The sequence below is a fragment of the Leifsonia sp. GW821-FHT13C09 genome (assembly GCF_058806435.1).
Genome location: NZ_JBXAPS010000007.1, coordinates 1 through 23751, shown reverse-complemented (window position 1 = coordinate 23751; position 23751 = coordinate 1). Strand labels below are relative to the sequence as shown.

22 protein-coding genes are annotated in these 23751 nt (G+C 73.7%); 17 read left to right on the top strand and 5 right to left on the bottom strand.

The window, feature by feature from the left end:
• The first annotated feature begins 66 nt into the window (after positions 1-66).
• From AC1ROW_RS18530 to AC1ROW_RS18510, 5 genes are all read left to right on the top strand, one after another.
• A complete protein-coding gene (locus AC1ROW_RS18530) occupies positions 67-897 on the top strand; it encodes an isocitrate lyase/PEP mutase family protein (protein ID WP_493020562.1) in 831 nt (276 codons plus the stop codon).
• Positions 898-1032: 135 nt separating this feature from the next.
• The gene (locus AC1ROW_RS18525) at positions 1033-1299 is read left to right on the top strand and encodes a hypothetical protein (protein ID WP_493020560.1); all 267 of its coding nucleotides are present in this window, start codon (positions 1033-1035) and stop codon (positions 1297-1299) included.
• 138 nt (positions 1300-1437) lie between these two features.
• Positions 1438-2019 carry an RNA polymerase sigma factor gene (locus AC1ROW_RS18520; RefSeq protein ID WP_493020558.1) on the top strand — a complete coding sequence of 194 codons (582 nt, stop codon included), beginning with the start codon at positions 1438-1440 and terminating at the stop codon, positions 2017-2019.
• Positions 2016-2810 (top strand): hypothetical protein, encoded by a 795-nt coding sequence (locus AC1ROW_RS18515; protein WP_493020556.1) that lies wholly within the window; start codon positions 2016-2018, stop codon positions 2808-2810. Before AC1ROW_RS18520 ends, AC1ROW_RS18515 begins: the two co-directional genes overlap by 4 nt.
• Positions 2811-2873: 63 nt before the next feature.
• On the top strand, positions 2874-5201 hold the full coding sequence (locus tag AC1ROW_RS18510; protein WP_493020554.1) for an FUSC family protein: 2328 nt from the start codon (positions 2874-2876) through the stop codon (positions 5199-5201).
• Here AC1ROW_RS18510 and AC1ROW_RS18505 read toward each other — a convergent pair.
• From AC1ROW_RS18505 to AC1ROW_RS18495, 3 genes are read right to left on the bottom strand one after another with little or no spacing between them, the layout of a single operon-like run.
• Positions 5187-5660 (bottom strand): hypothetical protein, encoded by a 474-nt coding sequence (locus AC1ROW_RS18505; protein WP_493020552.1) that lies wholly within the window; start codon positions 5658-5660, stop codon positions 5187-5189. The two genes, AC1ROW_RS18510 and AC1ROW_RS18505, sit on opposite strands and share 15 nt — an antisense overlap.
• Before the next feature lie 39 nt (positions 5661-5699).
• A complete protein-coding gene (locus AC1ROW_RS18500) occupies positions 5700-6392 on the bottom strand; it encodes an ABC transporter ATP-binding protein (RefSeq protein WP_493020550.1) in 693 nt (230 codons plus the stop codon).
• Positions 6389-7474, bottom strand: a complete 1086-nt coding sequence (locus AC1ROW_RS18495; RefSeq protein ID WP_493020548.1) for an ABC transporter permease — start codon at positions 7472-7474, stop codon at positions 6389-6391. Before AC1ROW_RS18495 ends, AC1ROW_RS18500 begins: the two co-directional genes overlap by 4 nt.
• Before the next feature lie 152 nt (positions 7475-7626).
• On the opposite strand from AC1ROW_RS18495, the gene AC1ROW_RS18490 reads away from it, so the two are divergent.
• The 5 genes from AC1ROW_RS18490 to AC1ROW_RS18470 all read left to right on the top strand — a co-directional run bounded on the left by AC1ROW_RS18490 (position 7627) and on the right by AC1ROW_RS18470 (position 13311).
• On the top strand, positions 7627-8817 hold the full coding sequence (locus AC1ROW_RS18490; RefSeq protein ID WP_493020546.1) for a sensor histidine kinase: 1191 nt from the start codon (positions 7627-7629) through the stop codon (positions 8815-8817).
• The gene (locus AC1ROW_RS18485) at positions 8814-9434 is read left to right on the top strand and encodes a response regulator (RefSeq protein WP_493020544.1); all 621 of its coding nucleotides are present in this window, start codon (positions 8814-8816) and stop codon (positions 9432-9434) included. Before AC1ROW_RS18490 ends, AC1ROW_RS18485 begins: the two co-directional genes overlap by 4 nt.
• A 174-nt stretch (positions 9435-9608) precedes the next feature.
• Entirely contained in the window at positions 9609-10715 is a 1107-nt protein-coding gene (locus tag AC1ROW_RS18480) for a DUF998 domain-containing protein (RefSeq protein WP_493020542.1), read from the top strand.
• A gap of 84 nt (positions 10716-10799) precedes the next feature.
• Positions 10800-12179, top strand: coding sequence for a flavin monoamine oxidase family protein (locus AC1ROW_RS18475; protein ID WP_493020540.1), 1380 nt, complete (start codon positions 10800-10802; stop codon positions 12177-12179).
• 478 nt (positions 12180-12657) lie between these two features.
• Complete coding sequence (locus tag AC1ROW_RS18470) at positions 12658-13311, top strand: hypothetical protein (RefSeq protein WP_493020538.1); 654 nt, start codon at positions 12658-12660, stop codon at positions 13309-13311.
• On the opposite strand, the gene AC1ROW_RS18465 is transcribed toward AC1ROW_RS18470, so the two are convergent.
• Positions 13308-14222 (bottom strand): aldose 1-epimerase family protein, encoded by a 915-nt coding sequence (locus AC1ROW_RS18465; protein WP_493020536.1) that lies wholly within the window; start codon positions 14220-14222, stop codon positions 13308-13310. The two genes, AC1ROW_RS18470 and AC1ROW_RS18465, sit on opposite strands and share 4 nt — an antisense overlap.
• Before the next feature lie 106 nt (positions 14223-14328).
• Here AC1ROW_RS18465 and AC1ROW_RS18460 point away from each other — a divergent pair, with 106 nt between their 5' ends.
• The 5 genes from AC1ROW_RS18460 (at position 14329) to AC1ROW_RS18440 (ending at position 19185) form a co-directional block, all read left to right on the top strand.
• Positions 14329-15972 (top strand): circularly permuted type 2 ATP-grasp protein, encoded by a 1644-nt coding sequence (locus AC1ROW_RS18460; RefSeq protein WP_493020534.1) that lies wholly within the window; start codon positions 14329-14331, stop codon positions 15970-15972.
• On the top strand, positions 15972-16898 hold the full coding sequence (locus tag AC1ROW_RS18455; protein WP_493020532.1) for an alpha-E domain-containing protein: 927 nt from the start codon (positions 15972-15974) through the stop codon (positions 16896-16898). Before AC1ROW_RS18460 ends, AC1ROW_RS18455 begins: the two co-directional genes overlap by 1 nt.
• Positions 16895-17755, top strand: coding sequence for a transglutaminase family protein (locus AC1ROW_RS18450; protein ID WP_493020530.1), 861 nt, complete (start codon positions 16895-16897; stop codon positions 17753-17755). The genes AC1ROW_RS18455 and AC1ROW_RS18450 overlap by 4 nt, the downstream gene beginning before the upstream one ends.
• A gap of 34 nt (positions 17756-17789) precedes the next feature.
• Positions 17790-18782, top strand: a complete 993-nt coding sequence (locus AC1ROW_RS18445; RefSeq protein WP_493020528.1) for a D-alanine--D-alanine ligase family protein — start codon at positions 17790-17792, stop codon at positions 18780-18782.
• Positions 18783-18882: 100 nt separating this feature from the next.
• A complete protein-coding gene (locus tag AC1ROW_RS18440) occupies positions 18883-19185 on the top strand; it encodes a hypothetical protein (RefSeq protein ID WP_493020526.1) in 303 nt (100 codons plus the stop codon).
• A 69-nt stretch (positions 19186-19254) separates the two neighbouring features.
• Here AC1ROW_RS18440 and AC1ROW_RS18435 read toward each other — a convergent pair whose 3' ends face one another.
• Positions 19255-20706, bottom strand: a complete 1452-nt coding sequence (locus AC1ROW_RS18435; protein WP_493020524.1) for a PucR family transcriptional regulator — start codon at positions 20704-20706, stop codon at positions 19255-19257.
• 94 nt (positions 20707-20800) lie between these two features.
• Between AC1ROW_RS18435 and gabT the strand changes: the two genes are divergently transcribed.
• Both gabT and AC1ROW_RS18425 read left to right on the top strand, forming a co-directional pair.
• Positions 20801-22162: a 4-aminobutyrate--2-oxoglutarate transaminase gene (gene gabT, locus AC1ROW_RS18430; RefSeq protein ID WP_493020522.1), complete on the top strand. Its 1362-nt coding sequence runs from the start codon at positions 20801-20803 to the stop codon at positions 22160-22162.
• On the top strand, positions 22159-23649 hold the full coding sequence (locus tag AC1ROW_RS18425) for an NAD-dependent succinate-semialdehyde dehydrogenase (RefSeq protein WP_493020520.1): 1491 nt from the start codon (positions 22159-22161) through the stop codon (positions 23647-23649). Before gabT ends, AC1ROW_RS18425 begins: the two co-directional genes overlap by 4 nt.
• The last annotated feature ends 102 nt before the right edge of the window (positions 23650-23751 follow it).

Genomic DNA, 23751 nt, shown 5'->3' with positions numbered 1-23751 from the left:
GGGCGGCCGGTATCGCAGCCCCGGCCCACCGGAGTACCCTCCCACCCAACGAGGGGAGCCCCACCCATGACCGTCCGTGACCTCGTCGCGTTCCGGGACCTGCACCACGGCGACCCGCCGCTCCTGCTGCCGAACGCGTGGGACGCCGGCTCCGCCATCGCCTTCGCCGCCGCCGGGTTTCCGGCCGTCGGCACGACCAGCTTCGGCGTGAACGCGTCAGCCGGGCGTCCCGACGCGGGCAGCGGCAGCCGTGACGCCACCGTCGCGCTCGTCCGCCGGATCGCCACGCTCGACGTCTTCGTCACCGCCGACGTCGAGGACGGCTACAGCGACGACCCCGCGGAGGTGGCCGCCTTCGTCGCCGCGCTCGCCGCGGACGGCGTGGTCGGGGTGAACCTGGAGGACTCCAGGGACGGTCACCTGGTCGACCCGGGCCTCCCCGCGGCCAAGATCGCCGCGGTCAAGCGGGAGGCGCCCGGCGTGTTCGTCAACGCCCGCGTCGACTCGTACTGGTTCCACGAGGACGACACCGTGGAGGCGGTCGCGTCGCGAGCCGCGGCGTACGCGGACGCCGGCGCCGACGGGATCTTCGTCCCCGGTGTCACCGACCCGGCCACCATCGAGCGGCTCGCCGCCGCCGTCCCGCTGCCGCTGAACGTGCTGGTCGTGCCCGGCCTCGGGCTGGACGACCTCCAGGTGCTCGGCGTCCGCCGGGTCAGCACCGGCTCGCTGCCGTACCGGGTGGCGATCGACGCGGCGGTGGACGCCGCCGAAGCCGTGCGCGAGGGGCGCGACATTCCGGTGGCGACCTCGTACGCGGAGTCGCAGCAGCGGCTCCTCGCGTTCGCCCGCCGCGCGGACGCGGACGCCGACCGGGCGGCGAGCGACGCCCGGTAGACCAGCCCTGCCCGGTCAGGTCAGGTCAGCTCGCGGGAAAAATCTTCCGCCGGCGCGTAACCTTTCCGCCCTCCCGGCGATTAAGTCAGCGAGGGGCCCCGGCCCCGACTGCACCCCCCTTCAGGAAGGACCTGGATGCCCCTCATGGCCCCCGTCCCCACCTCCGCCGTCATCGCCTCCCCCGCGACGACGGCGCGCGGGACGGGTGCCATCGCGGCGTGCTGTGCGACTTCGGTCGTCCCCGTGAAGTCCGCCGCCCATCTCCTCCGCACCACCGCTCCGACCGGCGACCGCTTCGCGGAAGTCCCGGCCGGGCCGGAGGGAACCGCAGCGCCGACCCCCCGGGGCGCGCGGATCCCGACCGGCCCGGCTGGGGCGTCGGCGGGTCGGCGGAAGGCGTAGACGATGGACCGCCGCCTGCCGCGGGCTCGGGTTCTCGCGGCGGGCGGTGGTGATGGCGGGGTCGCGCTGAGCCCCGGGATCGGGCCCTTCCCGTCGGAGTGGCCGGTACCGCTAGAGTGGCCGCGTGAGGGCCCGCCCGTGAAGGATCACGCGCACCGCGACACCGGCGGTACCGCTGCGCTGTTCGCCGACGCCTACCGCACGCACGCGGCGTCCGTACGGGCGTACCTCCGCTCGCAGGGGGTGGACGACCCGGAGGCCGTGACGCAGGATGTCTTCGTCGCGCTCTACCCGAAGCTGGAGTCGCTCTCGGGCGGCCTGGAGGGCTTGCGCGCACTGCTCTTCACCATCGCGCATGCCCGGGTGGTCGACCATCATCGTCGCCGCGCGCGCGTCCCTCTCGCCGTCGCCTACGACCCGCTCTCCGACACGCGCAGCACCCCCTCGGCCGAGGACGAGGTCGTGCGCGGCGAGACGGGGGTCGCCGAACTCCTCGGCCGGCTGACCCCCGAGTACCGCGAGGTCATCGCGTTGCGCATCCTCGCGGATCTCACCATCGAGGAGGTCGCCCGGATCATGGGCCGCAGTCCCGGGGCGATCAAGCAGCTCCAGCGGAGGGCCCTGCTCGCGCTGCGCCGGGAGGTCGCGGGCGACGACGAGGCGGCCGCACTGGTCGACGCCGGGGTTCCCTCCGGCCGGGAACGGGAGGAGGTGCGATGACCGTGAATCCTGCCGACGACCCGGTGCTGCGCCTTCTGGAGGAGGCGGGCCTGGGCGAGGACCCCGCGCTTGCCGCCGTCCTCACGGAGTTGCAGGCGACGGCCGCCGCCGAGCCGCCTGCACCGTCGCGCGACGTCGCGCGGCTGATGTCCGGTCGCCGCCCGGTCCGCTCGTCCTGGTTCGCCAGCCGAGGCGCGAGGACGACCACGGTGGTCCTCCTGGCCGCGGCACTCGCCGGAGGGGCGTCCGCCGCGGCGGCGAGCCCGGCGTTCCACGCCGTCGTCGACGACGCCTTCTCGAGCCTGGCGACGCTCGTCCGGCTACCGGCGCACCCGGGGCCCGCGGCGCACCCCGAGCCCGCCGAGCCGGAGCACGCGTCGGCCGGTGGGACCGGGTCGACGCAGCCCACGGGAGGGCGCGCCGGCTCGACGGAGCGCCCCGGGACCTCCGAGGCCGGCGACGCGCAGGGCACCCCCGCCTCCCCGTCGTCGAGCGGCCGGAAGGACGACGGCGCGGAGAGACCGTCCGCCGCCGGAGCCCAGAGCGGCGCAGGGACGCAGTCCGGGACGCTCGCACCGGTCGGCGAGGACGCGACCACCGGCGAATCGGGCAAGAGCGTCGGCCAGAGCGCGGGAAAGGGCGATGACCAGGGCACGTCAGGGTCGTCGACGCAGAAGAAGGCCCCCGCGCATTTCGAGCCGATGCCGTCGCCCGCGCCGTCGGCGGCCGGTTCGCCGGTCACGCAGGGCGACCCGTCGGACTCCCGAGAGCAGAGCGGCTCCGGCCGCTGACCTCCCTCTCCGCCGGGCGGCGGGCGCCGGGCTAGGGTGTGCGGTGACGAGCGAGGAGGGCGGATGCGCGCGGCGGACTGGCTGAAGCGGCACGACCCCGACTTCGCGGCGCTGCGCCGCGCCGGCCGTGCCGCGATCGTCATGCCGGTGTTGTTCGCGTTCGGGAGCCTCGTCCTCCACGACGGGCAGGTCGCGACCTTCGCCGCGTTCGGCTCGTTCGCGATGCTGCTGCTGGTCGACTTCAGCGGACCGCTGGTCGATCGCGTCCAGGCCCAGCTCGCGCTCGCGGTGGCCGGTGCGGTGCTCGTCTGCCTCGGGACCCTCGCGTCGCGCCCGGTCTGGCTCTCCGCCGTCGCGATGGCTGTCGTGGCGGTCGCCGTGCTCTTCGCCGGCTCGGTGAGTTCGGTCACGGCGTCGGCCGGCACCTCGCTGCTGCTGGCGTTCATCCTTCCGGTGACGCTCCCCGGGACGGTCGCCTCGATCGGGCCGCGCCTGCTCGGCTGGGGGATCGCGGCTGTCGTCGCGGTCGTCGCGATCGTCGCGCTCTGGCCCGCGCCCGCACGTGAGCCGTTGCGTGCCCCCGCGGTGGACGCCTGCCGGGCGCTCGCGACGCGGTTGCGCGCCGAGGCCGCTGCGATGCTCCGCGCCGGCAGCCCGGACCTCGCCGCCGAGCGCGATCGCGCCATCGCGGAGGCCGACGCCGCCGTCGACGCCCTGCACACCGCGTTCCTGCGCACCCCGTACCGGCCGACCGGCCTGAGCACGTCGGCGCGCACGATCGTGCGGCTGGTGGACGAGCTGAACTGGCTGAACTCGGTGATCGCCCAGTTCGACCACGTCAAGATCACGGCCGCGACTCCCGGACCCGTGCATATCGCTGCGTTCGAGGTGAAGAGCACGTCTGCGGCGGTGCTGGAAGAGGGTGCGCGGCTGCTCGGGCAGCACGCCGGCGATCCCGCCGCCCTGGACGCCGCCCTCACCCTGCTGGTGGAGGCGCGCGCGGGCGTGGAGGCGGCGACCATGGCACTGCCGGTCGGGCCCGGCCCGGACGGCGGCCGCCGGGTCGCCGAGGAGGTCGTGACCGGGCTCGACCCGGGCTTCCGCGCGCAGGAGCTCGCCCAGGCGGTCGAGACGGTGGCCGGGAACATCGCGCTCACGGCGCGCGCGGAGCGGCGCACCTGGTGGCAGCGCCTGATGGGCCGGCAGCCCGGCGACCTGGCCGGGCCGGTGGCAGCCGCAGCCGAGCGCGCGAGCGGGTTCCTCGGCTGGAACTCGGTGTGGCTGCGCAACAGCGTCCGCGGCGCGATCGCGCTCGGCCTCGCCGTGCTGCTCGCCAACCTGACCGGCGTGCAGCACTCGTTCTGGGTCGTGCTCGGCACGCTCTCCGTGCTCCGCTCGAACGCGCTGAGCACCGGCCAGACCGTGCTGCGCGGCGTGGTGGGCACCGCGGTCGGTGTGCTGCTCGGCGCGCTCGCGATGCTCGCGATCGGCGACAACCGCGTCGTGATCTGGATACTGCTCCCGATCGCCGTCCTGGTGGCCGGCATCGCGCCCGCCGCGATCTCGTTCGCCGCGGGTCAGGCGGCGTTCACGATCCTGCTGGTGCTGCTGTTCAACCTCATCGCGCCGTCCGGCTGGACGGTCGGCCTGATCCGCATCGAGGACATCGCGCTCGGCTGCGCGGTCAGCCTGATCGTCGGGCTGCTCTTCTGGCCGCGGGGAGCGGCGGCGTCGCTCCGGCAGGCGCTGGCGGACGCGTACCGGGAGAGCGTGCGCTACCTCGGCGCGACGGTCGCCTACGGGCTCGGGCGCGGGGACACGAGCACGGCCGAGCATCCCGGGCATCCCGAGCCCCAGCAGCAAGCGCTCCGGGCGGCCGCCGCCGCACGCCGCCTCGACGACGCGTTCCGCACCTACCTGGGCGAGCGTGGCAGCAAGCAGCGTCCGCTCGCCGAGGTGTCGGCGTCGGTCGGCGGCGTCGCGGGCGTCCGGCTGGCGAGTGACGCGATCCTCGACCTCTGGCGGCGGCAGGAGGTCGCCGGCGCCGAGGATCGAGGACGACGTCGGGAGGGCGCCCGCCGGTCGCTGGAGGACTCCCTCGGCCGGCTCGACGGCTGGTACGAGCAGCTGGCGTCGAGCCTGGTCGCGCGCGAGCCGCTCCCCGCACCCACGCCGCCGGACCCGGAGGACCGGCGCCGGCTGGCCGACGTCGTCGCGGACGACCTGGGCGACGGGTCCGGTCCGATCGTCGCGCAGGCCGTCCGGATCATCTGGACGGGCGACTACCTCGACGTCGTGCGACGCCTGGAATCGGTGATCGTGGGGCCGGTGGACGCGCTGGGCGACGAACTGGTCGCGGGGAGGCGCAGCCCCGGCTCACGGATGCGGTGACTTCGTGTGCCCGGGAGCCGAGCCGCTCTTGCCCGCAGCGGGCGCGGCGGGAGCCGGAGCGGGAGCCGGAGCGGGCGCCGGGGCCTGAACGTCAGCGGCGGGCGGCGGAGCCGCCGGCGCGGGCGTGACGGCGGCCACCGGCGGAACCGCGACTGCCGGGTCCGGCGGGACCATCGTCGGCGCCGGGGCCGGCACCGTGTCCGGAGTCGGCCGGGACGACGTGCCCGTCTGCGTGGGACGCGCGCCCGGGGTATGCCCGGCGGTATCCTGCGGCGTGCTCAGGAGGGCGAGCACGTCGACGTGCGGCCCGGTCGCGAACAGCGTGAGCCCGAGCCCGACGCACAACGCGAGCGCGCCGACGACGACACCGCCGTTGGCCCGGGACTTCCGGCGACGCCTGCGGCGGACGGGCGCCGCGACCACCGGATCGGCCGAGTGCCGCCCCTTGACCTCGCTCACGTCTCCACCTGCACGGTCATGCAGTGTAGACGACGAGCCTCAACGGGTTCCCGCGACCTCGCTCACCCGTCCGTCCACGACCGTCACCAGCTCGTCCAGCGCGGGCGAGTGGACGAGGTCGTGCGTGACCAACAGGGTGGCGGTCCCGCGCTCGTGGGTCAGCCGCGCGATCAGCTCCATCACGGCGGCGCCGCTCTCCTGGTCGAGCGCGCTCGTCGGCTCGTCCACCAGCAGCACCTGCGGGCTGCGGACCAGTGCGCGCGCCAGGGCGACCCGCTGGCGCTGGCCCCCGGAGAGCTGCGCGGGACGCTTGTCCGCGTGCGCGCCCAGTCCCACCGCGTCGAGCAGCTCGTCCACGCGCCTGCGCACCTGTTGGCGCGCGGTCCGCCGCAGCGATCCGCCGAGCTCGCCCATCACCTGCAGCTGTTCGCGTGCGGTCAGGGAGGCCAGCAGGTTCGACTGTTGGAACACGATCCCGATCCGCTCCCGGCGCAGGCTTGTGGCCTCGTCCGCCGTCAGCGTCGCCGCGTCCTCCCCGCCGATCAGCACCCGGCCCGAGTCCGGGCGGATGAGTGTCGCGGCGAGCGCCAGGATGCTGGACTTGCCGGAGCCGGAGGGCCCGGTGATCCCGGTGACCACACCGGCGCGGCCGTGCAGCGTGACGTGATCGACCGCGGTGACGCGGGAGGCTCCGTCGGGGAAGGTGAGGGTGACGTCGTCGAGGGTGATCATCGGTTGCTCCCGAGTGCGGTGAGGGGGTCGGCGGAGGTGACGGTGCGGAGCGCGAAGGCCGCCCCGGCGAGGCCCAGCAGGATCATGGCTACGGCCGGGACGGCCGTGGTGAGCGGCGACACGAGGAAGGGGAGCACGCCGGAGGCGAGCGCGCCGAGGCCCAGGACGACGAGCATCCCCGCGCCGATCCCCGCGACGAGCACGACCAGCGCCTGACCCAGGGCGTCGGCCACGAGCGACCGCCGCGTGGCGCCGAGCGCCTTGAGCACCGCGATGTCGCCGGAGCGCTGCATCGTCCAGACCGTGAAGAAGGCGCCGACCACCAGGGCCGAGATGCCGAACAGCATCGCGACCATGAGGCCGAGGGAGCCGATCTCGCTTTTGAAGGTCTCCAGCGCGGTGAGGCTCAGGAGGGCGGGCTGGGCGGAGGTGCCGGTGCGGCTCGCGACGGCATCCCACTGCGGGCTGCCGGACACGGCCAGGACGGTCGGCTCGCCGGCGCCGCCCATCCGCTTGTCGGCCGCGGTCCAGGCGTCCGGGGTCAGCGCGACCACGGGCGTGTGGCTGTACCAGGCGTCGCCCCCGACGGTCGCGACGCGGTAGTCGGCGCCGAGGATCGAGACGGTGTCACCGACGGCGACATGGAGGTCTTTCGCGGCGCCGGCGGAGAGTCCGACCTCGTCGTCCGAGGTGGGTGCGAGTCGGGTGAGGGCGGTCGCTCCCATGGTGCCCGCGTCGGCCGTGAGGCCGAAGAGCGCGACGCCCGCGGACACGCCGTCGCTCGCCGCCCGCGACTGCGCGATCCCGACCGGCACGGCGGCCTGCACGCCGTCGGCCCGTCGCCAGGCGTCGAGGGTCGACGGCGGCAGCGCGGACTCGCTGAAGCCCGCCGCGCCTCCCGCGGGCTTCTGCAGCACCAGCCGATCGCCGGGGAGGCCGAGCACGGCGGAGACGTTCTGCGCGGCGAGGCCGCCGGTGAGACCGGCGAGGAAGCCGACCAGCACGGTGATGAGGGCGACGACGCCGCCGATGAGGATGAACCGGCCGCGGGCGTGCCGGAGGTCGCGCCAGGCGACGAACACGAGGGGTCCTTTCTGCGGGGCGGAGCGGTTCCGCCCTGGCCACTCCAGCCTTCTCGCGGCGGTCGCCCCGCACATCGTCGATGCGGTCGAACCTGCTCTCCGACTTTCCATTGATGCCGAAGCCGGTGCAGGCTTCGTAGGCTGGGCGTGTCATGTCCCACAGCGCCCTCACCCCGGTCTTCGTCGGGCTGCGCGTCGGGCTGCACGTGCTCATCGCGGGGCTGCTGGTCCTCGTGCTCGTACGGCTGCCCGCGCTGCCGCCTCCCGACGCCGTCGCCGGTGTCGTCCTGGTCGTGCTCTTCGCCGCCGTGTACGTCTCGAGCGCCTTCGTCCGCAGGGTGCCGGAGCCGCGGCGCCGGCTCGCCGCGACGATCTGGGTGACGACGCTGGCGCTGCTCTGGGTCGGCCTCGTGATCCTGGTGCCGGAGGCCGCCTACCTGTCGTTCCCGCTGTTCTTCCTCTTCCTGCACCTGCTGCCGCGCCGGCTCGGACCCGTCGCCGTCGTGGCCACGACCGCGGTCGCGATCCTCGCGCTCGGCCTCCACCAGGGCTTCTCTGCCGGCGTGGTCATCGGCCCGGTGATCGGCGCAGGCGTCGCCATCCTGCTCGGCCTCGGCTACCGCGCCCTCGCCCAGGAGGCCGCCGAGCGGGAGGCCCTTCTCTCCGAACTGCTCTCCACCCGCGACCGCCTCGCCGAGACCGAGCGCGAGCAGGGAGCCCTCGCCGAGCGCGCCCGGCTCGCCCGCGAGATCCACGACACCGTCGCGCAGGGGCTGTCCAGCATCCAGCTCCTGCTGCACGCGGCCGAGCGCGCCGACCCCGGCCGCCCCGGCATCGAGCACATCCGCCTGGCGCGGGAGACCGCCGCCGACAGCCTGGCCGAGACCCGCGCCTTCATCCGCGCGCTGACGCCGCCCGCGCTCGACGCCGGCCTGGGCGAGGCCCTGCGCCGGCTGGGGGAGGCGCAGTCGACGCCCGGCGGCCTCCGCGTGGAGGTCGACGCGCCGCCGTCGCTCGACCTGCCGATGGACCTGCAGACCGCCCTGCTGCGCATCGCCCAGGGCGCCATCGCGAACGTCCGGCAGCACGCGCGCGCCGACCGGGCGTCGTTGACGGTGCGGGCGGACGGTGACGCCACCGTCCTGGTCGTCGCCGACGACGGAGTGGGGTTCGACCCCGAAACGGTCGCGGCCGGCCCCGGCGGTGCGGACTCGTTCGGCCTCCGCGCGATCGCCGAACGGGTCGCCCAACTCGACGGCGCCCTCGACGTCGACAGCGCGCCGGGGCGCGGGACCCGGCTGACCGTGACCGTGCCGACGCGTGCGACGGGAGGCGAGGCATGATCCGCATCGTCATCGCCGACGACCACCCGGTCGTGCGCGCCGGCATCCGGGCGCTGCTGGACGCCGAGGACGACCTGGAGGTGATCCGGGAGGCCGCCACCGCCGCCGACGCCGTGCTGCTCGCGGAACAGCTCGCGCCCGACCTGGTGCTCATGGACCTCCAGTTCGCCGACGGCCCGCGCGGCGCCGACGCCACCCGCCGCATCCGCGCGCTCGATCGCGCGCCGCACGTGCTGGTGCTGACCAACTACGACACCGACGCCGACATCCTCAACGCCATCGAGGCCGGAGCGAGCGGCTACCTGCTCAAGGACGCCCCGCCCGACGAGCTGGTGGCCGCCGTGCGCGCGGCCGCGGCGGGGGAGAGCGCGCTCGCCCCGGTGATCGCGGGCCGCCTGATGGCCCGGATGCGCGCCCCGTTGACCAGCCTCTCCGCACGCGAGCTGGAGGTGCTGGAGCTCGTCGCCGAGGGCGCGTCCAACACCGACATCGCCGCCCGCCTCCACATCACCGAGGCCACAGTGAAATCGCACCTCGTCCACATCTTCACCAAGCTCGACGTCGGCTCCCGCACCGCCGCAGTGAGCGCCGCCCGCACCCTCGGCCTGCTGCGCTGACGGGAATCGCGCCCCCGCGATTCCGCACGAATGTTGTGAATGGCGCCGCGATAACCCACATTCGGCACGAATCGCGCCCTCGACGATGCTGTAGCCGAGGGGTGCGCTCCGGCGTTACATTGTGCGCGACGTCGACCGGCCGGGTCGCGCGCGGGAGTGCGGAAGGTGATCGTCATGAGCACCAGGGATCGGGTCCGGCCGACGTTCGGCGGCCTGAGCGCGCCCGCGCGGCTCACGGTCGAGGGGGCCGGGATCGTGGTCGGCGCCGCAGCCTTCGTGCTCGCCGGCCTCGTGGCGCTCCTCGTGTTCTGGGGGCGCAGCCTCCCGATCGCCGGGCCGGCCTCGGTCGGGCAGTTCGTCGCGATCGCGGGCGGCGTGATCGCCTTCGTCGCCTACGTGGTCGGCCGGCTCTGGCGGCGGGAAGGACTCACCCCCTTCCAGACGGCCGGCCCGCCGCACCGGGCCGCGGGCGTCGACATCTTCGACACGTTCGCGATCGCGCTGGCCCACGGCATCCTGGCCCTGCTCGGCTGGCTCGTGCTCGGCGCCGTGCTCGCGGACGGCTTCCAGGACGCGACCGTCTATTTCCTCTCCGCCACGGCGCTAGCGGGCGCGGCCGCCGGGGTGACCGCGTACGCCGTCTTCCTCTCGGCCGCCGGGATGGATCTGATGCGGCTGTCCACGGTCCTCGCCGCGTTCGCCGTGGTCGGGATCCTGGCCTCCATGCTCAGCGCGCCCGACCCGCACTGGTGGATGAAGCACCTGAGCGCGCTCGGGATGTCGCAGAGCGTCTCCTCGCTCACCTTCAATCTGACGCTCATCGTCGCGGGCGTGATCGTGACCGCCATCGCCCGGTACGCCACGGACGCGCGCGGCATCGCCGACCCGAAGCGGAAGGCCGCGGTCGTGCGCGTGCGGGTCGGCCTCATCCTGATCGGCGTGCTGCTGGCCTGCGTGGGGATCTTCCCGCTGAACGTCTCGATCGTCCTGCACAACGTGTCCGCGGTCGGGATGGTCGTCGTCTTCGCGCTCGTCGTGTTCTGGGTGCGCGCCGCCCTTCCGGCCGCGCCCGCCGCGTTCTTCGTGCTCGGCTACGTGTTCTTCGCCACGATCGTGGTCGTGCTGGTGTTCTTCGCTGTGGGCTACTACGTGCTGACGGCGGCCGAACTCGTGGCGGGCGTCCTGGTCTTCAGCTGGCTCATCGTCTACCTGCGGATGACCGGCGCCGCCACGGCGGAGGCGAGCGCCGCAGAGCAGAACATACATCTCGTCGAGGGTTGACGCCCTCCTTCGCCAGCGTGTACATCATGCGGGGTGGCGCGCCCGCCTAGCATCCTCGTGAACCCCGATGGAGGAGTGATAGCCATGAACAGCATCGAACGTGACGTCGTCATCGTCGGCGCTGGAGCCTCCGGCCTCACGGCCGCGACGGAACTGACGAAGGCCGGCCTGAGCGTCGCCGTGCTGGAGGCCCGCGACCGCGTGGGCGGCCGGCTCTGGACGGACGAGATCGACGGCGCGACGCTGGAGATCGGCGGCCAGTGGGTCTCGCCCGACCAGGACGCCCTGATCGGCACGCTGGAGGAACTGGGACTCGAGACCTACTCCCGCTACCGCGAGGGCATCAACATCTACCTCGGCGAGAACGGCGCCCGCCGCACGTTCGAGGGCGAGATCTTCCCCGTCGCCCCGGCGACCGAGCAGGAGATCGTCGGCCTCATCGATCGCCTCGACGCGCTCGTCGCCGAGATCGACCCCGACCGGCCGTGGGAGCACCCGCAGGCCAAGGAGCTGGACGAGATCTCCTTCCGCCGCTGGCTGGAGACGCAGACCGACGACGAGGAGGCCCGCCTCAACATCGGCATGTTCATCGCGGGCGCCATGCTCACCAAGCCCGCGCACGCCTTCTCCGCGCTGCAGGCCCTGCTCATGGCCGCCAGCGCCGGCAGCTTCAGCCACCTGGTGGACGCCGACTTCATCCTCGACAAGCGGGTGAAGGGCGGCCTCCAGCAGGTGCCGCTGCTGCTCGCCGACCGCCTGGGCGACGACGTCCACCTGAACTCGCCGGTGCGCACCCTCCGCTGGGACTCCGAGGGCACGGGCTCCGGCGTCACCGCGATCACCGACGACCTGGAGGTGCACGCCCGGTTCGCGATCCTGGCCGTGCCGCCCGTGCTGATCAGCCGGATCTCCTACGAGCCACCGCTCCCGCGCCGCCAGCAGCAGCTGCACCAGCACCTGTCGATGGGCTTCGTCATCAAGGTGCACGCCGTCTACGAGACGCCGTTCTGGCGCGACCTCGGCTACAGCGGCACCGCCTTCAGCCCGTACGAGCTGGTGCACGAGGCCTACGACAACAGCTACGACGGCGACCCGCGCGGCACCCTGGTCGGCTTCGTCTCCGACGAGTCCGCCGACGACGTCTTCCGGCTGAGCCCCGAGGAGCGCAAGGCGCGCATCCTGGAGTCGCTGTCGCACTACTACGGCGTGCAGGCGCTGAGCCCCGTCGTGTACTACGAGAGCGACTGGGGCAGCGAGGAGTGGACCCGCGGCGCCTACGCGGCGAGCTTCGACATGGGCGGCCTGGCGCGCTACGGCGCGGACCTGCGCACGCCGGTCGGGCCCATCCACTTCTCCTGCAGCGACCTGGCGGGCAAGGGCTACCAGCACGTGGACGGCGCGATCCGCGTCGGCCGCGAGACCGCCGCGGCGATCGTGGCGGCGCTCCAGCCGGCAGACAGCTAGCGGGCGGCGGGCTGCTCGCAGCCCCCTCAGACCGCGTGCGGCCAGTCGTGGATGGCCGCGCGCACCACCGGCCGGCCGGGACGCGCACCGTCGTGGGATGCGCGCCCCGGCCGCCGGGACACCTCTAATGCATGCATAGCATCGCCAGAGTCTGTGAAATCTCTCATCGAGCATGTATCGTCTAGTCACGAGCACCGTGAAGATCCGGTGGCTCAGTGGCTGACGGAAGGTGGGAACGGGTACTCGCCTCCGTCGTGACGCCACGCTGCTCCTAGTGCAGCCATTTCGATGCCCCCAGCCGGGTCGGGTTCCGCTGGGGGCATCGCCCGTCTTCCAAGGAACTCACGCAGCTCGGGCCGAAAGAAGTGATGGTGCTTGACGTTTCGGGAGCGCTGAAGCAGAGTCTCTTCGGTGGGTGCCGCGGGTGGGGCGTCCGCTGGGCCGTTGCGCGCGGCTCGGATCGACGAAGGAGTGGATCGTGACGGATGAGCCGGTGGGCGCGTCGCGCACCACGCTGACGTGGGGCGGAGCGGGGCTCGTCCTCGGTACGGTGGTGCCGATCGTGGCGGAGGTGGGCTGGGTCTTCCCTCCGCCGGGCAGCTCCTGGCTGTACTTCGCCAGAACGCCCTTCTTCGGGACGGCGTCTGCGGCGATTCTCGTCATCGCGTTCGTCCTGCTGGGCTTCGGCGTCCGCGGCGAGCGTGGCATCGCCGGGTCGTCCCGCGCGGGACGGGCCGCTCTCGTCCTCTTCGCCCTGACCACCGTCGTGTCTGCGGGCTACGTCTCGCTGAACCTGACCGCGGTCGGCGTGAACACCGGATTGCTCGCCGTGCTGAGCATCCTGCTCTGGACAGTGGGGCTGGTCCGGGTGGCCGCGCTGGTCGTCTCCGCGGTCAGCGTGTTCCGGGCCGGAGTCGTCACGGGACCGGCGCGCTGGGCGCTTCCGGCCGTCGCGCTGATGCTGGCGGTCGTGATGGTGGTGAGCCGGATCCCGCTCCCCGCTATGCCCGGACTCTGGCTCTGGGGGCTCGTCGCGGTCCCGTCCGGGCTGCTGCTGACCGGCGTCCTCTTCGTCGTCCAAGGGCTGCGCTCCCCGCGCGAGCTGGAGGCGCCGGCCGTCTCCGCGGGCTAGAGCGCCCGGATCGTCCACCCCGCCGCCGACGACTCCCCGGGCGCCAGCACAATGAGGTCCGTCCCAGAGTTGTACGCGTCGGGCGGGCAGGTCATCGGCTCGACCGCCAGGCCGAGGCGGTTCAGCTCCGGGATCTCACGGTCCGCCGTGTGCACCTGCACCCACGGGCACGCCGCATCCCACGTCATCGCGACGCCGGTGCCCTCCGGGGCGATCAGTGCGACCGTCGCGGTGCCGTCGGCGTCGCGGCGGAGCCCGGTGAAGGCGTGGTCGATGAACGTGTCGGCGATCGGGCGCGCCGCGCGGAAGTCGAAGGGGCCGTTCATCACGTCGGCGAGGCCCACCGGGATCAGCCGGTCCTCGGTCACCGTGAGCACCCGGTCCGCGGGGAGCGTGAGCGTCCAGTCGTCCACCCGGCCCTCGCCCGCGACCAGGTACGGGTGCGGGCCGGTGCCCCACGGCGCTGCGGAGGTGCCCGTGTTGGTGCCCGTGACGGTGGTGTGCAGGCCGTCCTCGTCCAGAGCGAACGCGACGACGACCTCGACCCGGTGCGGGTAGCCGTCCTGCGCCTCGATCGTCGCGGCGAGCGTCACGCTGTCGGCGGAGCGGTCGATGGCCGCGAAGTCGAGCCAGGCGGCGAGGCCGTGCAGGGCGTGGCCACGCGTCGGCTCCGTGAGTGCGAGCTGCTGCTCGACGCCCTCGAACGTATACCGGCCGTCGACGACCCGGTTGGGCCACGGCGCCAGGGTCGCGCCGCGGAACGCCGGCCGCACCTCGTCGGCGTCGAAGGGGACCACCAGAGGCCTGCCGTCGAACTCCAGCGTGCGCAGGGAGGCGCCCACCGACGCGATGGTCGCGTGGTAGTCGCCCGCGGTCAGGCCGAAGTGGGTGCCGGAGATCGGAATGCTCATCCGCCCATTCTGTCGGCAATCCGGCCCCGCCTTCGAACCGCGAGGTTGTGACGTGGGCGAAACGTGGCGAAATCTGCGGGTAACGGGCGCTCGGTAGCGTCCTGCCATGGGTGATCTGTTCGGCGGCTACGGCACGCAGGCCGCGCGGCGCCGGCGCGGCCGGGCCACGCCGTTCGACGAGATGTTCGCCGACGTCCGCGGCAGCGTCGCCGAGCGGACCCGGCCCGCCTACCGGGAGCTGTTCGCGGCGCTGGCCGCACTGACGCAGGAGGAGCTCCGCGGCCGCACCGACGCGCTCGCCAGCTCCTACCTCGCGCAGGGGGTCACCTTCGACTTCGCCGGGGAGGAGCGGCCCTTCCCGCTCGACGCGGTCCCGCGCGTCATCGAGCAGGCCGAGTGGTCGCGGATCGAGAGCGGCGTGAAGCAGCGCGTCCGCGCGCTGGAGGCGTTCCTCAGCGACGTCTACGGCGCCCAGAACGCGGTTCGCGACGGCGTCGTCCCGGCCGGGCTGATCACCTCATCCGCGCACTTCCACCGTGCTGCCGCCGGGGTGGAGAGCGCCAACGGGGTGCGCATCCACGTGTCGGGCATCGACCTGATCCGCGACGAGCAGGGCGGCTGGCGGGTGCTGGAGGACAACGTCCGGGTGCCGAGCGGCGTCTCCTACGTGATCTCCAACCGCCGCGTCATGGCGCAGACCCTGCCCGAGCTGTTCACCTCGATGCGCGTGCGGCCGGTCGGCGACTACCCCTACCGGCTGCTCCAGGCGCTCAAGGCGAGCGCGCCGGGCGGCATGGAGAACCCGAACGTCGTCGTGCTCACCCCTGGCGTCTACAACTCCGCCTACTTCGAGCACACCCTCCTGGCCCGGCTGATGGGGGTGGAGCTGGTGGAGGGCCGTGACCTGTTCTGCTCCGGCGGCTCGGTGTGGATGCGCACCACCTCCGGCCCGCAGCGCGTCGACGTGATCTACCGCCGGATCGACGACGACTTCCTCGACCCGCTGCAGTTCCGGGTCGACTCCGTGCTCGGGACGCCCGGGCTGATGCTCGCCGCCCGGCTCGGCACGGTGACGATCGCCAACGCGGTCGGCAACGGCGTCGCCGACGACAAGCTCGTCTACACCTACCTGCCCGACCTGATCCGCTACTACCTGGCCGAGGACCCGATCCTCCCGAACGTCGACACCTGGCGGCTGGAGGAGCCGGAGGCGCTGGCCGAGGTGCTCGACCGGCTGGACGAGCTGGTCGTGAAGCCCGTCGACGGCTCGGGCGGCAAAGGGCTCGTGATCGGGCCGGACGCCGACCGCAAGGAGCTGGCCCGGCTCCGGGCCCAGCTCATCGCCGACCCGCGCGGCTGGATCGCCCAGCCTGTCGTGCAGCTCTCCACCATCCCGACGCTCGTGGACGACGGGATGCGGCCGCGGCACGTCGACCTGCGGCCGTTCGCGGTGAACGACGGGCGCGATGTCTGGGTGCTGCCCGGCGGCCTGACGCGCGTGGCGCTCGCGGAGGGGCAGCTCGTGGTGAACAGCAGCCAGGGCGGCGGCTCGAAGGACACCTGGGTGGTGGGGGTGCCCGCCATCGGCGCGGTCCAGGCGGTCGACTCCCGGAGGGTGTCCGGCCTGGTCGCCGACCAGGCCGCGGCCCCTCCGCTGCCCGCGCCCGACCACTCGCGGGAGGACGCGCCGCGCACCGACCAGCAGCAGCAACAGCAGCAGGCCGAGCCCTTCCGGACGGAGGCGCAGTGATGCTCAGCCGGATCGCCTCCTCCCTGTTCTGGATCGGCCGCTACGTCGAGCGCAGCGACGGCACAGCGCGCATCCTCGACGTTCACCTCCAGCTGCTGCTGGAGGACCCCTGGATCGACGAGGACACCGCGTGCCGGTCGCTGCTCGGCGTGATGGGCTCGGACGCCACGCCCGGGCCGATCGCCCGGGAGGACGTGCTGCGTCTCCTCGCCGTCGATCGGAGCACCCCGGCCTCCATCGCCTACTCGCTGGGCGCCGCCCGGGAGAACGCCCGCCGCGCCAGGGAGATCGTCTCGACCGAGCTGTGGGAATGCCTCAACACCACGGCCGCGCGGGTGCCGCGCCGGGTGAGCAGCGACAAGGTGCACGAGTTCTTCACCTGGGTGCGCGACCGCACGGCGCTCGCCGTCGGCATCATGGACTCCGGCGCCAGCCGCGACGAGGCCTGGCACTTCTTCACGCTCGGCCGCAGCCTGGAGCGCGCGGACATGACCGCCCGGCTGCTCGCGACGCGCTCGCTGACGGAGGCCAGCGGGCCGAGCTGGACGACCATCCTGCGCTCCTGCGGCGCGTACGAGGCGTACCTGCGCACGTACCGCGGCGTGCCCTCCACGCGCAACGCCGCGGAGTTCCTGCTGCACGACCGGCTGTTCCCGCGGTCGATCCTCTACGCGATCACGCGCGCCGTGGAGAGCCTGCGCGACATCGAGCCGCGGCACGAGCGTGCGGGAGTGTCCGACCGTGCCGTCCGGCTGCTCGGCCAGGTGCAGAGCGAGCTGGAGTTCCGGCCCGTCGCGGAGGTGCTGGACGACCTCCCCGCGCACATGTCCGTCGTCCAGGAGGCGACCAGCGCGGCGACGTCCGCGATCACCCGGCGTTACTTCCCGGAGAGCGCGGCGCCGAGCTGGACGGGGGAGCGCGGATGAAGCGGCTGCGGGTGACCCACTCGACCGGTTACCGGTACGGAGCGGAGGTGTCGGCGTCCTACAACGAGGCGCGGATGCTCCCGGCCTCCGGCGACCGCCAGCTCGTGCTGCACTCCGCGCTCGACGTCCAGCCGGTGTCGTCGCATCACCAGTACACCGACTACTGGGGCACGCGCGTCCTGGCGTTCGACGCGCTCAACCCGCACCGCGAGCTGACGATCACGGCGACCAGCCTGGTGGAGGTCCTGGACCCGGAGCATGCGCCGGAGCCGCTCGGCTGGGAGGCCCTGGCCGAGGCGGTCGCACGGTCGGGGGAGTGCGCGCAGCAGCTCAGGCAGACGCCGCTGACCGAGCCGCCCGCGTCGCTGGCCGCCCTGGCGGCGTCGGCGGCGTCGGCGGCGTCGGCGTCAGCGGCCGCCGATCCGTGCTCCGTCGCGCACGCCATCGCCGTCGCGGTCGGGGAGGCGATGACGTACGAGAGCGGAGTCACCGGCGTGCGCACGACCGCGCGGGAGGCCTGGGAGTCGCGCAGCGGCGTCTGCCAGGACATCGCGCACGTCGCGATCGGGGCGCTGCGCTCGGAGGGCATCCCCGCCCGGTACGTGTCCGGCTACCTGCACCCGAAGGCCGACGCGGCGGTGGGCGAGACGGTGGTCGGCGAGTCGCACGCCTGGGTCGAGTGGTTCTGCGGCGGCTGGCACGGCTACGACCCGACCAACGGCGTCGACATCGGCGACCGGCACGTGCGCGTCGGCCACGGCCGCGACTACGCCGACGTCGCGCCGCTGCGCGGCGTCTACTCGGGTGCGGCCGGCTCCGAGCTCTTCGTCTCCGTCTCCATCACCCGCGAGGCCTGAGGCGGCCCGGGCGCGTGCGGGGTAGCGTGGCGGGATGCGGATCGCAGTGCTGTTCGGAGGCTCCAGCGAGGAGCGGGATGTCTCGATCGCGAGCGCGGCGCCGGTGGTGCGCGCGCTCCGCGGCCTCGGTCACGAGGTGCTGGCCGTGGACACGGCCTCCGGCGCCCTCGACGCGGCGGCCGAGGGGCGCGTCCTGACCGGCGCGGTGGGCGTCGCGCCCCCCGAGTCGACGGCGCTCGCCCGGCTGGCCGGGGCCGGGAGCGCGCTGCGGCTGCCCGCGGAGGTCGCCGGCGTCGACCTGGTGTTCCTCGCGCTGCACGGCGGCTCCGGGGAGAACGGGGAGCTGCAGGCGCTCCTCCAGCTCGCCGGCGTCCCGTACACCGGGTCGGGTCCGCTCGGCAGCGGGCTGGCGATGGACAAGGAGCTCACCAAGCGCGTCCTGCTCCAGGCCGGGATCCGCACACCGGACTGGGTCCTGGACCCGCTCGAGCCCGGCCCCGCAGCCGCGGAGCTCGGGCTCCCGGTCGTTGTGAAGCCGAACGCGCAGGGCTCCACGGTCGGGCTGAGCATCGTGCGCGACCCGGACGAGCTGGAGGCCGCGGTCACGCGTGCGGCGGCGTTCGGCTCCGTGCTCTTCGAACGCTTCGTGCCCGGCCGCGAGCTGACGGTCGGCGTGCTCGGAGACGAGGCGCTCGCCGTGGGGGAGATCGCGGTCGACCCGGACTCGGCCTTCTCGTACGGCGACAAGTACCAGCCGGGCGCGGTGGCGGAGACCTTCCCGGCCGACGTGCCCGCCGAGATCGCGGCGGAGGCCAGGGCGGCCGCGCTGACCGCGCACCGGGCGCTGCGCCTCTCCGGCTACAGCCGCACCGATTTCCGGCTCGACCGGCACGGCGTGCTGTGGACGATCGAGGTCAATTCGCTGCCCGGCCTGACCGCGACCAGCCTCCTGCCGCAGTCGGCCGCGGCCGTCGGGATCGGCTATGCAGAGCTCTGCCGGCGGATCTGCGACCTGGCGCTGCGCTGAGTTTCCGCGCGTACCCGGGCCGAGCCGTGCTTACCTGAACGACCGATAACGATCCGCCTGGCGGGGTTGTCCCGGACATCCAGTGGGTTTGAATGGGACTATGCGCAGTATCGGTTGGTCGTTGTTCGGGTTCGCTTTCGTCGTGGCTGCCGTCGCGCTGGGGGCCCTGACCACCCCGGCCGTCGACCACGGACTGGCCACGGTGGCGGTCGGCCACCACATGGGCTTCACCAAGCGCCAGTGGGTGGACCTGGCGATCGCGGCCCTGTTCTTCATCGCCGCCGCGGCGGCCGCCGGAGCGCTCATCGTGACCCGCCTCCGCGCCGCCAGGCGCATCACAACGGACGCCGTGCTGGCGCCGAATACGCTGGGCGCCGACGCGCTCGTCCCGGTCGAGAACTAGGCACTGTCGAGCACTGAGCCCGGTCGAGCACTGGGCGCTGACGAGCACGAGCCGCTGTCGAACGGAGCGTTACTCCGCCGCGCGCAGGGCCGCGTACAGGTCGGCGCGCGCCGCGAACCCGCCGAGGTCGCGACCCAGCAGCCGCTCCGCGTCTGCGACCCGCGCCCGCAGCGTGTGCCGGTGCATCCCGAGGCGCCGCGCGGCCACGTCGTACACCCCGTCCGCGTCGAGCCAGGTGCGGAGGATGCCGGGCAGCGCCGGGTCGGCCTTCGACAGCGGCGCGAGGGCGGTCGCCGCGACCGCGCGAGCGTCCGGGGTCTGCAGCAGCGCGAGCATCCCGGCCGCCGCCACGTCGTCGAATGACGGCACGCGCTCGTCCCGCGTGGATCGGCGTGCCGCCACGCCAGCCTGCGTCACTCCCGCCGCCAGCGCCCCGAACGCCACGGGGGCGGACGACCCGCCGCGCAGTTCGAAGCGCTCGGCCAGTTCCGCGATCGCCTCCGGCGTCGCCCCGAGGACGACGAGCTCCTGACCGTCGCGGGCGAAGAACCCGTCGCCGCCGGCCTCCAGCCAGTCCGCCGCCGCGGCGCCCGCGGCCCCGTGCAGCACGGTCACGCGGGCCGGCTGCTCGGGCAAGGCACCGAGCACCGGCTCGGCCACCGCCTCCGCCAGCGCGACATCCCCGGCCAGGAGCGCCCGCCACACCGCCGTGCGGAGCCGGGCCCGCGCCGCATCGGTCGCCCTGCTCTGCTCCAGCGCCAGCCCGGCGAGCGCGACGACGCCCGTCACCACCTGCTGGGCCGCCTGGTCGAGCCCCTCCGACCCGACAGCGAGCACCCCGCGGAGCCGCCCGGCCGCGCCCAGCGTCTGCAGGGAGAAGGGCCCGGCGTCCGTCACGGCCGTGCCGGCCGCCCTGCGCCGGCTGCGCAGCAGTGGCTCGGCCGCGCCCGTCAGCACCGCGCGCGCCGCCACGTCCAGCGCCCCCGCCGGCGCGAGCCGGTCGAGCGTACCGTCGGCCCCGATCAGCGCGACCGGCCGGTCGATCTGGCGGGCCAGCTCGGCGAGCACCGCGCCGAGCGCGTCCGGCCGCAGCGCCGCGAGCGAGATCGCCCGGGAGGCCCGCAGCGCCCAGGTGTTGCGTGCGTAGGCGTCCGCGGCGAGCCGGTCGGCGACGAAGCGCGCCACCGCGATGAACGGCGTCCGGTACGGCACCTCGAACAGCGGGAGGCCGTGCCGCGCGCACGCCTCCACCAGCGGCTCCGGGGTGTCGCGCACCACCTCCGTCCCGAACCCCAGCCCGGCGATCCCGTGCTCGACCAGCCGGGACACGTACGGATCGACATCCTCCGGCGTCCCCGTCACGAGCAGCACCTGGCCGGGCGAGAGGAACGGCGTCGGGTCGGGGAGGTCGGAGCTGTGCGCCCAGGACAGCGGGGTGTCCAGCTCGCCGACGTCGCCCGGGGTGACCAGGCGGAGGCCGAGTTCGGGCCGGGCGAGCAGCTGGGCGAGGGTCGCGGGCATCGGGGCACTCCATCTGCCAGGGTGTCGATTCCTGACGTTCGAATTGTACGGCCCGTCCAGGCGCGGGAAACGCCCTGCTGCCTACGATGCCGCCATGACCATCGTTTCCCCCGCCTCCGCAACCCTCGTCGGCGGACCCTCGCTCCCGCAGGAGCGCCGGCTCGTCACCCCCATCCCCGGCCCCGAGTCGCGCAAGCGCGCCGAGCGCAAGGCGCAGGCCGTCGCGGCCGGCGTCGGCGCCACCATCCCCGTCTACACCGTCGCCGCCGGCGGGGGTGTGCTCGTCGACGTCGACGGCAATTCCCTGATCGACTTCGGCTCCGGCATCGCCGTCACCGGCGTGGGCAACGCCGCCCCGCGCATCGTCGAGGCCGTGACCGCCCAGGTCGCCGCCTTCACGCACACCTGCTTCACCGTCGCGCCGTACGACTCCTACGTGGACGTCGCCGAGGCCCTCAACCGCCTCACCCCCGGCGACTTCGCCAAGCGCAGCGCCCTGTTCAACTCCGGTGCGGAGGCCGTGGAGAACGCGGTCAAGATCGCGCGGCACTACACCGGCAAGCAGGCCGTCGTCGCGTTCGACCACGCCTACCACGGCCGCACCAACCTCACGATGGGCCTCACCGCCAAGAACCAGCCGTACAAGAACGGCTTCGGCCCGTTCGCGCCCGAGATCTACCGCGCCCCGCTCAGCTACCCGCTGCGCGACGGCGGCCTGACCGGCGCCGAGGCGGCCAAGCGCGCCATCACGATGATCGAGAAGCAGATCGGCGCGGCCAACCTGGCCGCGATCATCATCGAGCCGATCCAGGGCGAGGGCGGCTTCATCGTCCCGGCCGACGGCTTCCTCCCGGCCCTCCAGGCCTGGGCGAACGAGAACGGCGTCGTCTTCATCGCCGACGAGGTGCAGACCGGGTTCGCCCGCACCGGCACCATGTTCGCCTCCGAGCAGTTCGGCATCGTGCCCGACCTGATCGTCACCGCCAAGGGCATCGCCGGCGGCCTCCCGCTCTCGGCGGTCACCGGCCGCGCCGAGATCATGGACGCGCCGCAGGTCGGCGGCCTCGGCGGCACCTACGGCGGCAACCCGCTCGCCTGTGTCGCGGCGCTCGCCGCGATCGAGACCTACGAGCAGGAGGACCTGGCCGCACGCGCCCGCGCCATCGGCGAGATCCTCTTCGAGAAGCTCGGCGCCCTCCGTGCCGCCGACCCGCGCGTCGCCGAGGTGCGCGGCAAGGGCGCCATGGTCGCCATCGAGTTGGTCGACGCGGAGACCGGCGAGCCGGACGCCGCGCTGACCGCGAAGGTCGCCGCCGCCGCGCACGCGGCCGGCGTCGTGCTGCTCACCTGCGGCACCTACGGCAACGTGATCCGCTTCCTCCCGCCGCTGAGCATCCCGGACCACCTCCTCATCGAGGGGCTGGACGTCGTCGCGGAGGCGGTGGCCAACGCATGAGCGCCGTCGACACCGTGACCACTGCCGAGTTCACCGCGGCCGAGGCCGACCTTCTCGCCCGCGTCCCCGACGGCCTGTTCATCGGCGGCGCCTGGGAGGCAGGCACCCGCGAGCAGATCCAGGTGCAGGACCCGGCCACCGGCCGCGTCATCAAGCGCATCGCCAACGCGACCCCCGAGGACGGCATCCGCGCCCTCGACGCCGCCGTGGCCGCGCAGGACGCCTGGGCCGCGACACCGCCGCGCACCCGCGCCGAGATCCTGCGCCGCGCGTTCGACCTGCTGCAGGAGCGCCGCGAGGACTTCGCGCTGCTCATGACGCTGGAGATGGGCAAGCCGCTGGCCGAGGCCAACGGCGAGGTCACCTACGGCGGCGAGTTCCTGCGCTGGTTCTCCGAGGAGGCCGTGCGCATCGCCGGCCGCTACGGCCAGAACCCGGAGGGCACCGGCACGATGGTCGTCTCGCAGCGACCCGTCGGGCCGTCGTTCTTCATCACGCCGTGGAACTTCCCACTGGCGATGGCGACGCGCAAGATCGCGCCGGCGCTCGCCGCGGGCTGCACCGTGGTCGTCAAGCCGGCCGAGCTGACACCGCTGACCACGCTGTTCTTCGCGCAGCTGCTCGCCGACGCCGGCGTCCCCGCCGGTGTGGTGAACGTCGTGCAGACGAACACGTCGGGTGCGGTCTCCGCCCCGATCATCGCCGACCCGCGCCTGCGCAAGCTGTCGTTCACCGGCTCGACGCCGGTCGGCCGCGCCCTGCTCGCGCAGGCCGGTCAGAACGTGCTGCGCACGTCGATGGAACTCGGCGGCAACGCCCCGTTCGTCGTCTTCGAGGACGCCGACCTGGACAAGGCCGTCGAGGGCGCGATGCTCGCGAAGTTCCGCAACATCGGCCAGGCCTGCACCGCGGCCAACCGCTTCATCGTCCACGAGGACGTCGCGGACGAGTTCGCCCGTCGCGTCGCCGAGAAGGTGGACGCCCTGAAGATCGGCCCTGGCAGCGAGCCCGGCGTCACCATCGGCCCGCTCATCGACGACCGCGCGGTCGCCTCGATGACGGCGCTCGTGGAGGACGCCGTGTCCCGCGGCGCCCGCGTCCTGAGCGGCGGAAAGGCCCCAGAGGGCGACGGCTTCTTCTTCGAGCCGACCGTGCTCGTCGACGTGCAGCCCGGCAGCGAGATCCTCCGCGAGGAGATCTTCGGCCCGATCCTGGCGATCACGACCTTCTCCACCGAGGAGGAGGCCGTGGCGCGCGCGAACGAGACCGAGTACGGTCTGGTCGGTTACGTGTTCACCCAGGACCTCGCGCGCGGCCAGCGCATGATCGACCGCGTGGACACCGGGATGATGGGCCTCAACACCGGGCTCGTCTCCAACGCCGCAGCACCGTTCGGCGGCGTCAAGCAGTCCGGCCTCGGCCGCGAGGGCGGACTCGAAGGCATCCACGAGTACCTGAGCACGAAGTACACGCTCATCCCCGCCTGACCCGGCGGCACGGGGGGGCCGCCGACACGGCGGGGCACACCACCCCGCCCTGCACCACCCTCAAACCCGCCACCCCCTAGGCGCCCAAACCCAACCCCCCCA

Bases quoted from the DNA above. Each gene is read 5' to 3' on its own strand.
- AC1ROW_RS18530 (WP_493020562.1), top strand. From the start codon at position 67: ATGACCGTCCGTGACCTCGTCGCGTTCCGGGACCTGCACCACGGCGAC.
- AC1ROW_RS18525 (WP_493020560.1), top strand. From the start codon at position 1,033: ATGCCCCTCATGGCCCCCGTCCCCACCTCCGCCGTCATCGCCTCCCCC.
- AC1ROW_RS18515 (WP_493020556.1), top strand. From the start codon at position 2,016: ATGACCGTGAATCCTGCCGACGACCCGGTGCTGCGCCTTCTGGAGGAG.
- AC1ROW_RS18510 (WP_493020554.1), top strand. From the start codon at position 2,874: ATGCGCGCGGCGGACTGGCTGAAGCGGCACGACCCCGACTTCGCGGCG.
- AC1ROW_RS18500 (WP_493020550.1), bottom strand. From the start codon at position 6,392: ATGATCACCCTCGACGACGTCACCCTCACCTTCCCCGACGGAGCCTCC.
- AC1ROW_RS18490 (WP_493020546.1), top strand. From the start codon at position 7,627: ATGTCCCACAGCGCCCTCACCCCGGTCTTCGTCGGGCTGCGCGTCGGG.
- AC1ROW_RS18485 (WP_493020544.1), top strand. From the start codon at position 8,814: ATGATCCGCATCGTCATCGCCGACGACCACCCGGTCGTGCGCGCCGGC.
- AC1ROW_RS18480 (WP_493020542.1), top strand. From the start codon at position 9,609: ATGAGCACCAGGGATCGGGTCCGGCCGACGTTCGGCGGCCTGAGCGCG.
- AC1ROW_RS18475 (WP_493020540.1), top strand. From the start codon at position 10,800: ATGAACAGCATCGAACGTGACGTCGTCATCGTCGGCGCTGGAGCCTCC.
- AC1ROW_RS18465 (WP_493020536.1), bottom strand. From the start codon at position 14,222: ATGAGCATTCCGATCTCCGGCACCCACTTCGGCCTGACCGCGGGCGAC.
- AC1ROW_RS18460 (WP_493020534.1), top strand. From the start codon at position 14,329: ATGGGTGATCTGTTCGGCGGCTACGGCACGCAGGCCGCGCGGCGCCGG.
- AC1ROW_RS18455 (WP_493020532.1), top strand. From the start codon at position 15,972: ATGCTCAGCCGGATCGCCTCCTCCCTGTTCTGGATCGGCCGCTACGTC.
- AC1ROW_RS18450 (WP_493020530.1), top strand. From the start codon at position 16,895: ATGAAGCGGCTGCGGGTGACCCACTCGACCGGTTACCGGTACGGAGCG.
- AC1ROW_RS18445 (WP_493020528.1), top strand. From the start codon at position 17,790: ATGCGGATCGCAGTGCTGTTCGGAGGCTCCAGCGAGGAGCGGGATGTC.
- AC1ROW_RS18440 (WP_493020526.1), top strand. From the start codon at position 18,883: ATGCGCAGTATCGGTTGGTCGTTGTTCGGGTTCGCTTTCGTCGTGGCT.
- AC1ROW_RS18435 (WP_493020524.1), bottom strand. From the start codon at position 20,706: ATGCCCGCGACCCTCGCCCAGCTGCTCGCCCGGCCCGAACTCGGCCTC.
- gabT (WP_493020522.1), top strand. From the start codon at position 20,801: ATGACCATCGTTTCCCCCGCCTCCGCAACCCTCGTCGGCGGACCCTCG.
- AC1ROW_RS18425 (WP_493020520.1), top strand. From the start codon at position 22,159: ATGAGCGCCGTCGACACCGTGACCACTGCCGAGTTCACCGCGGCCGAG.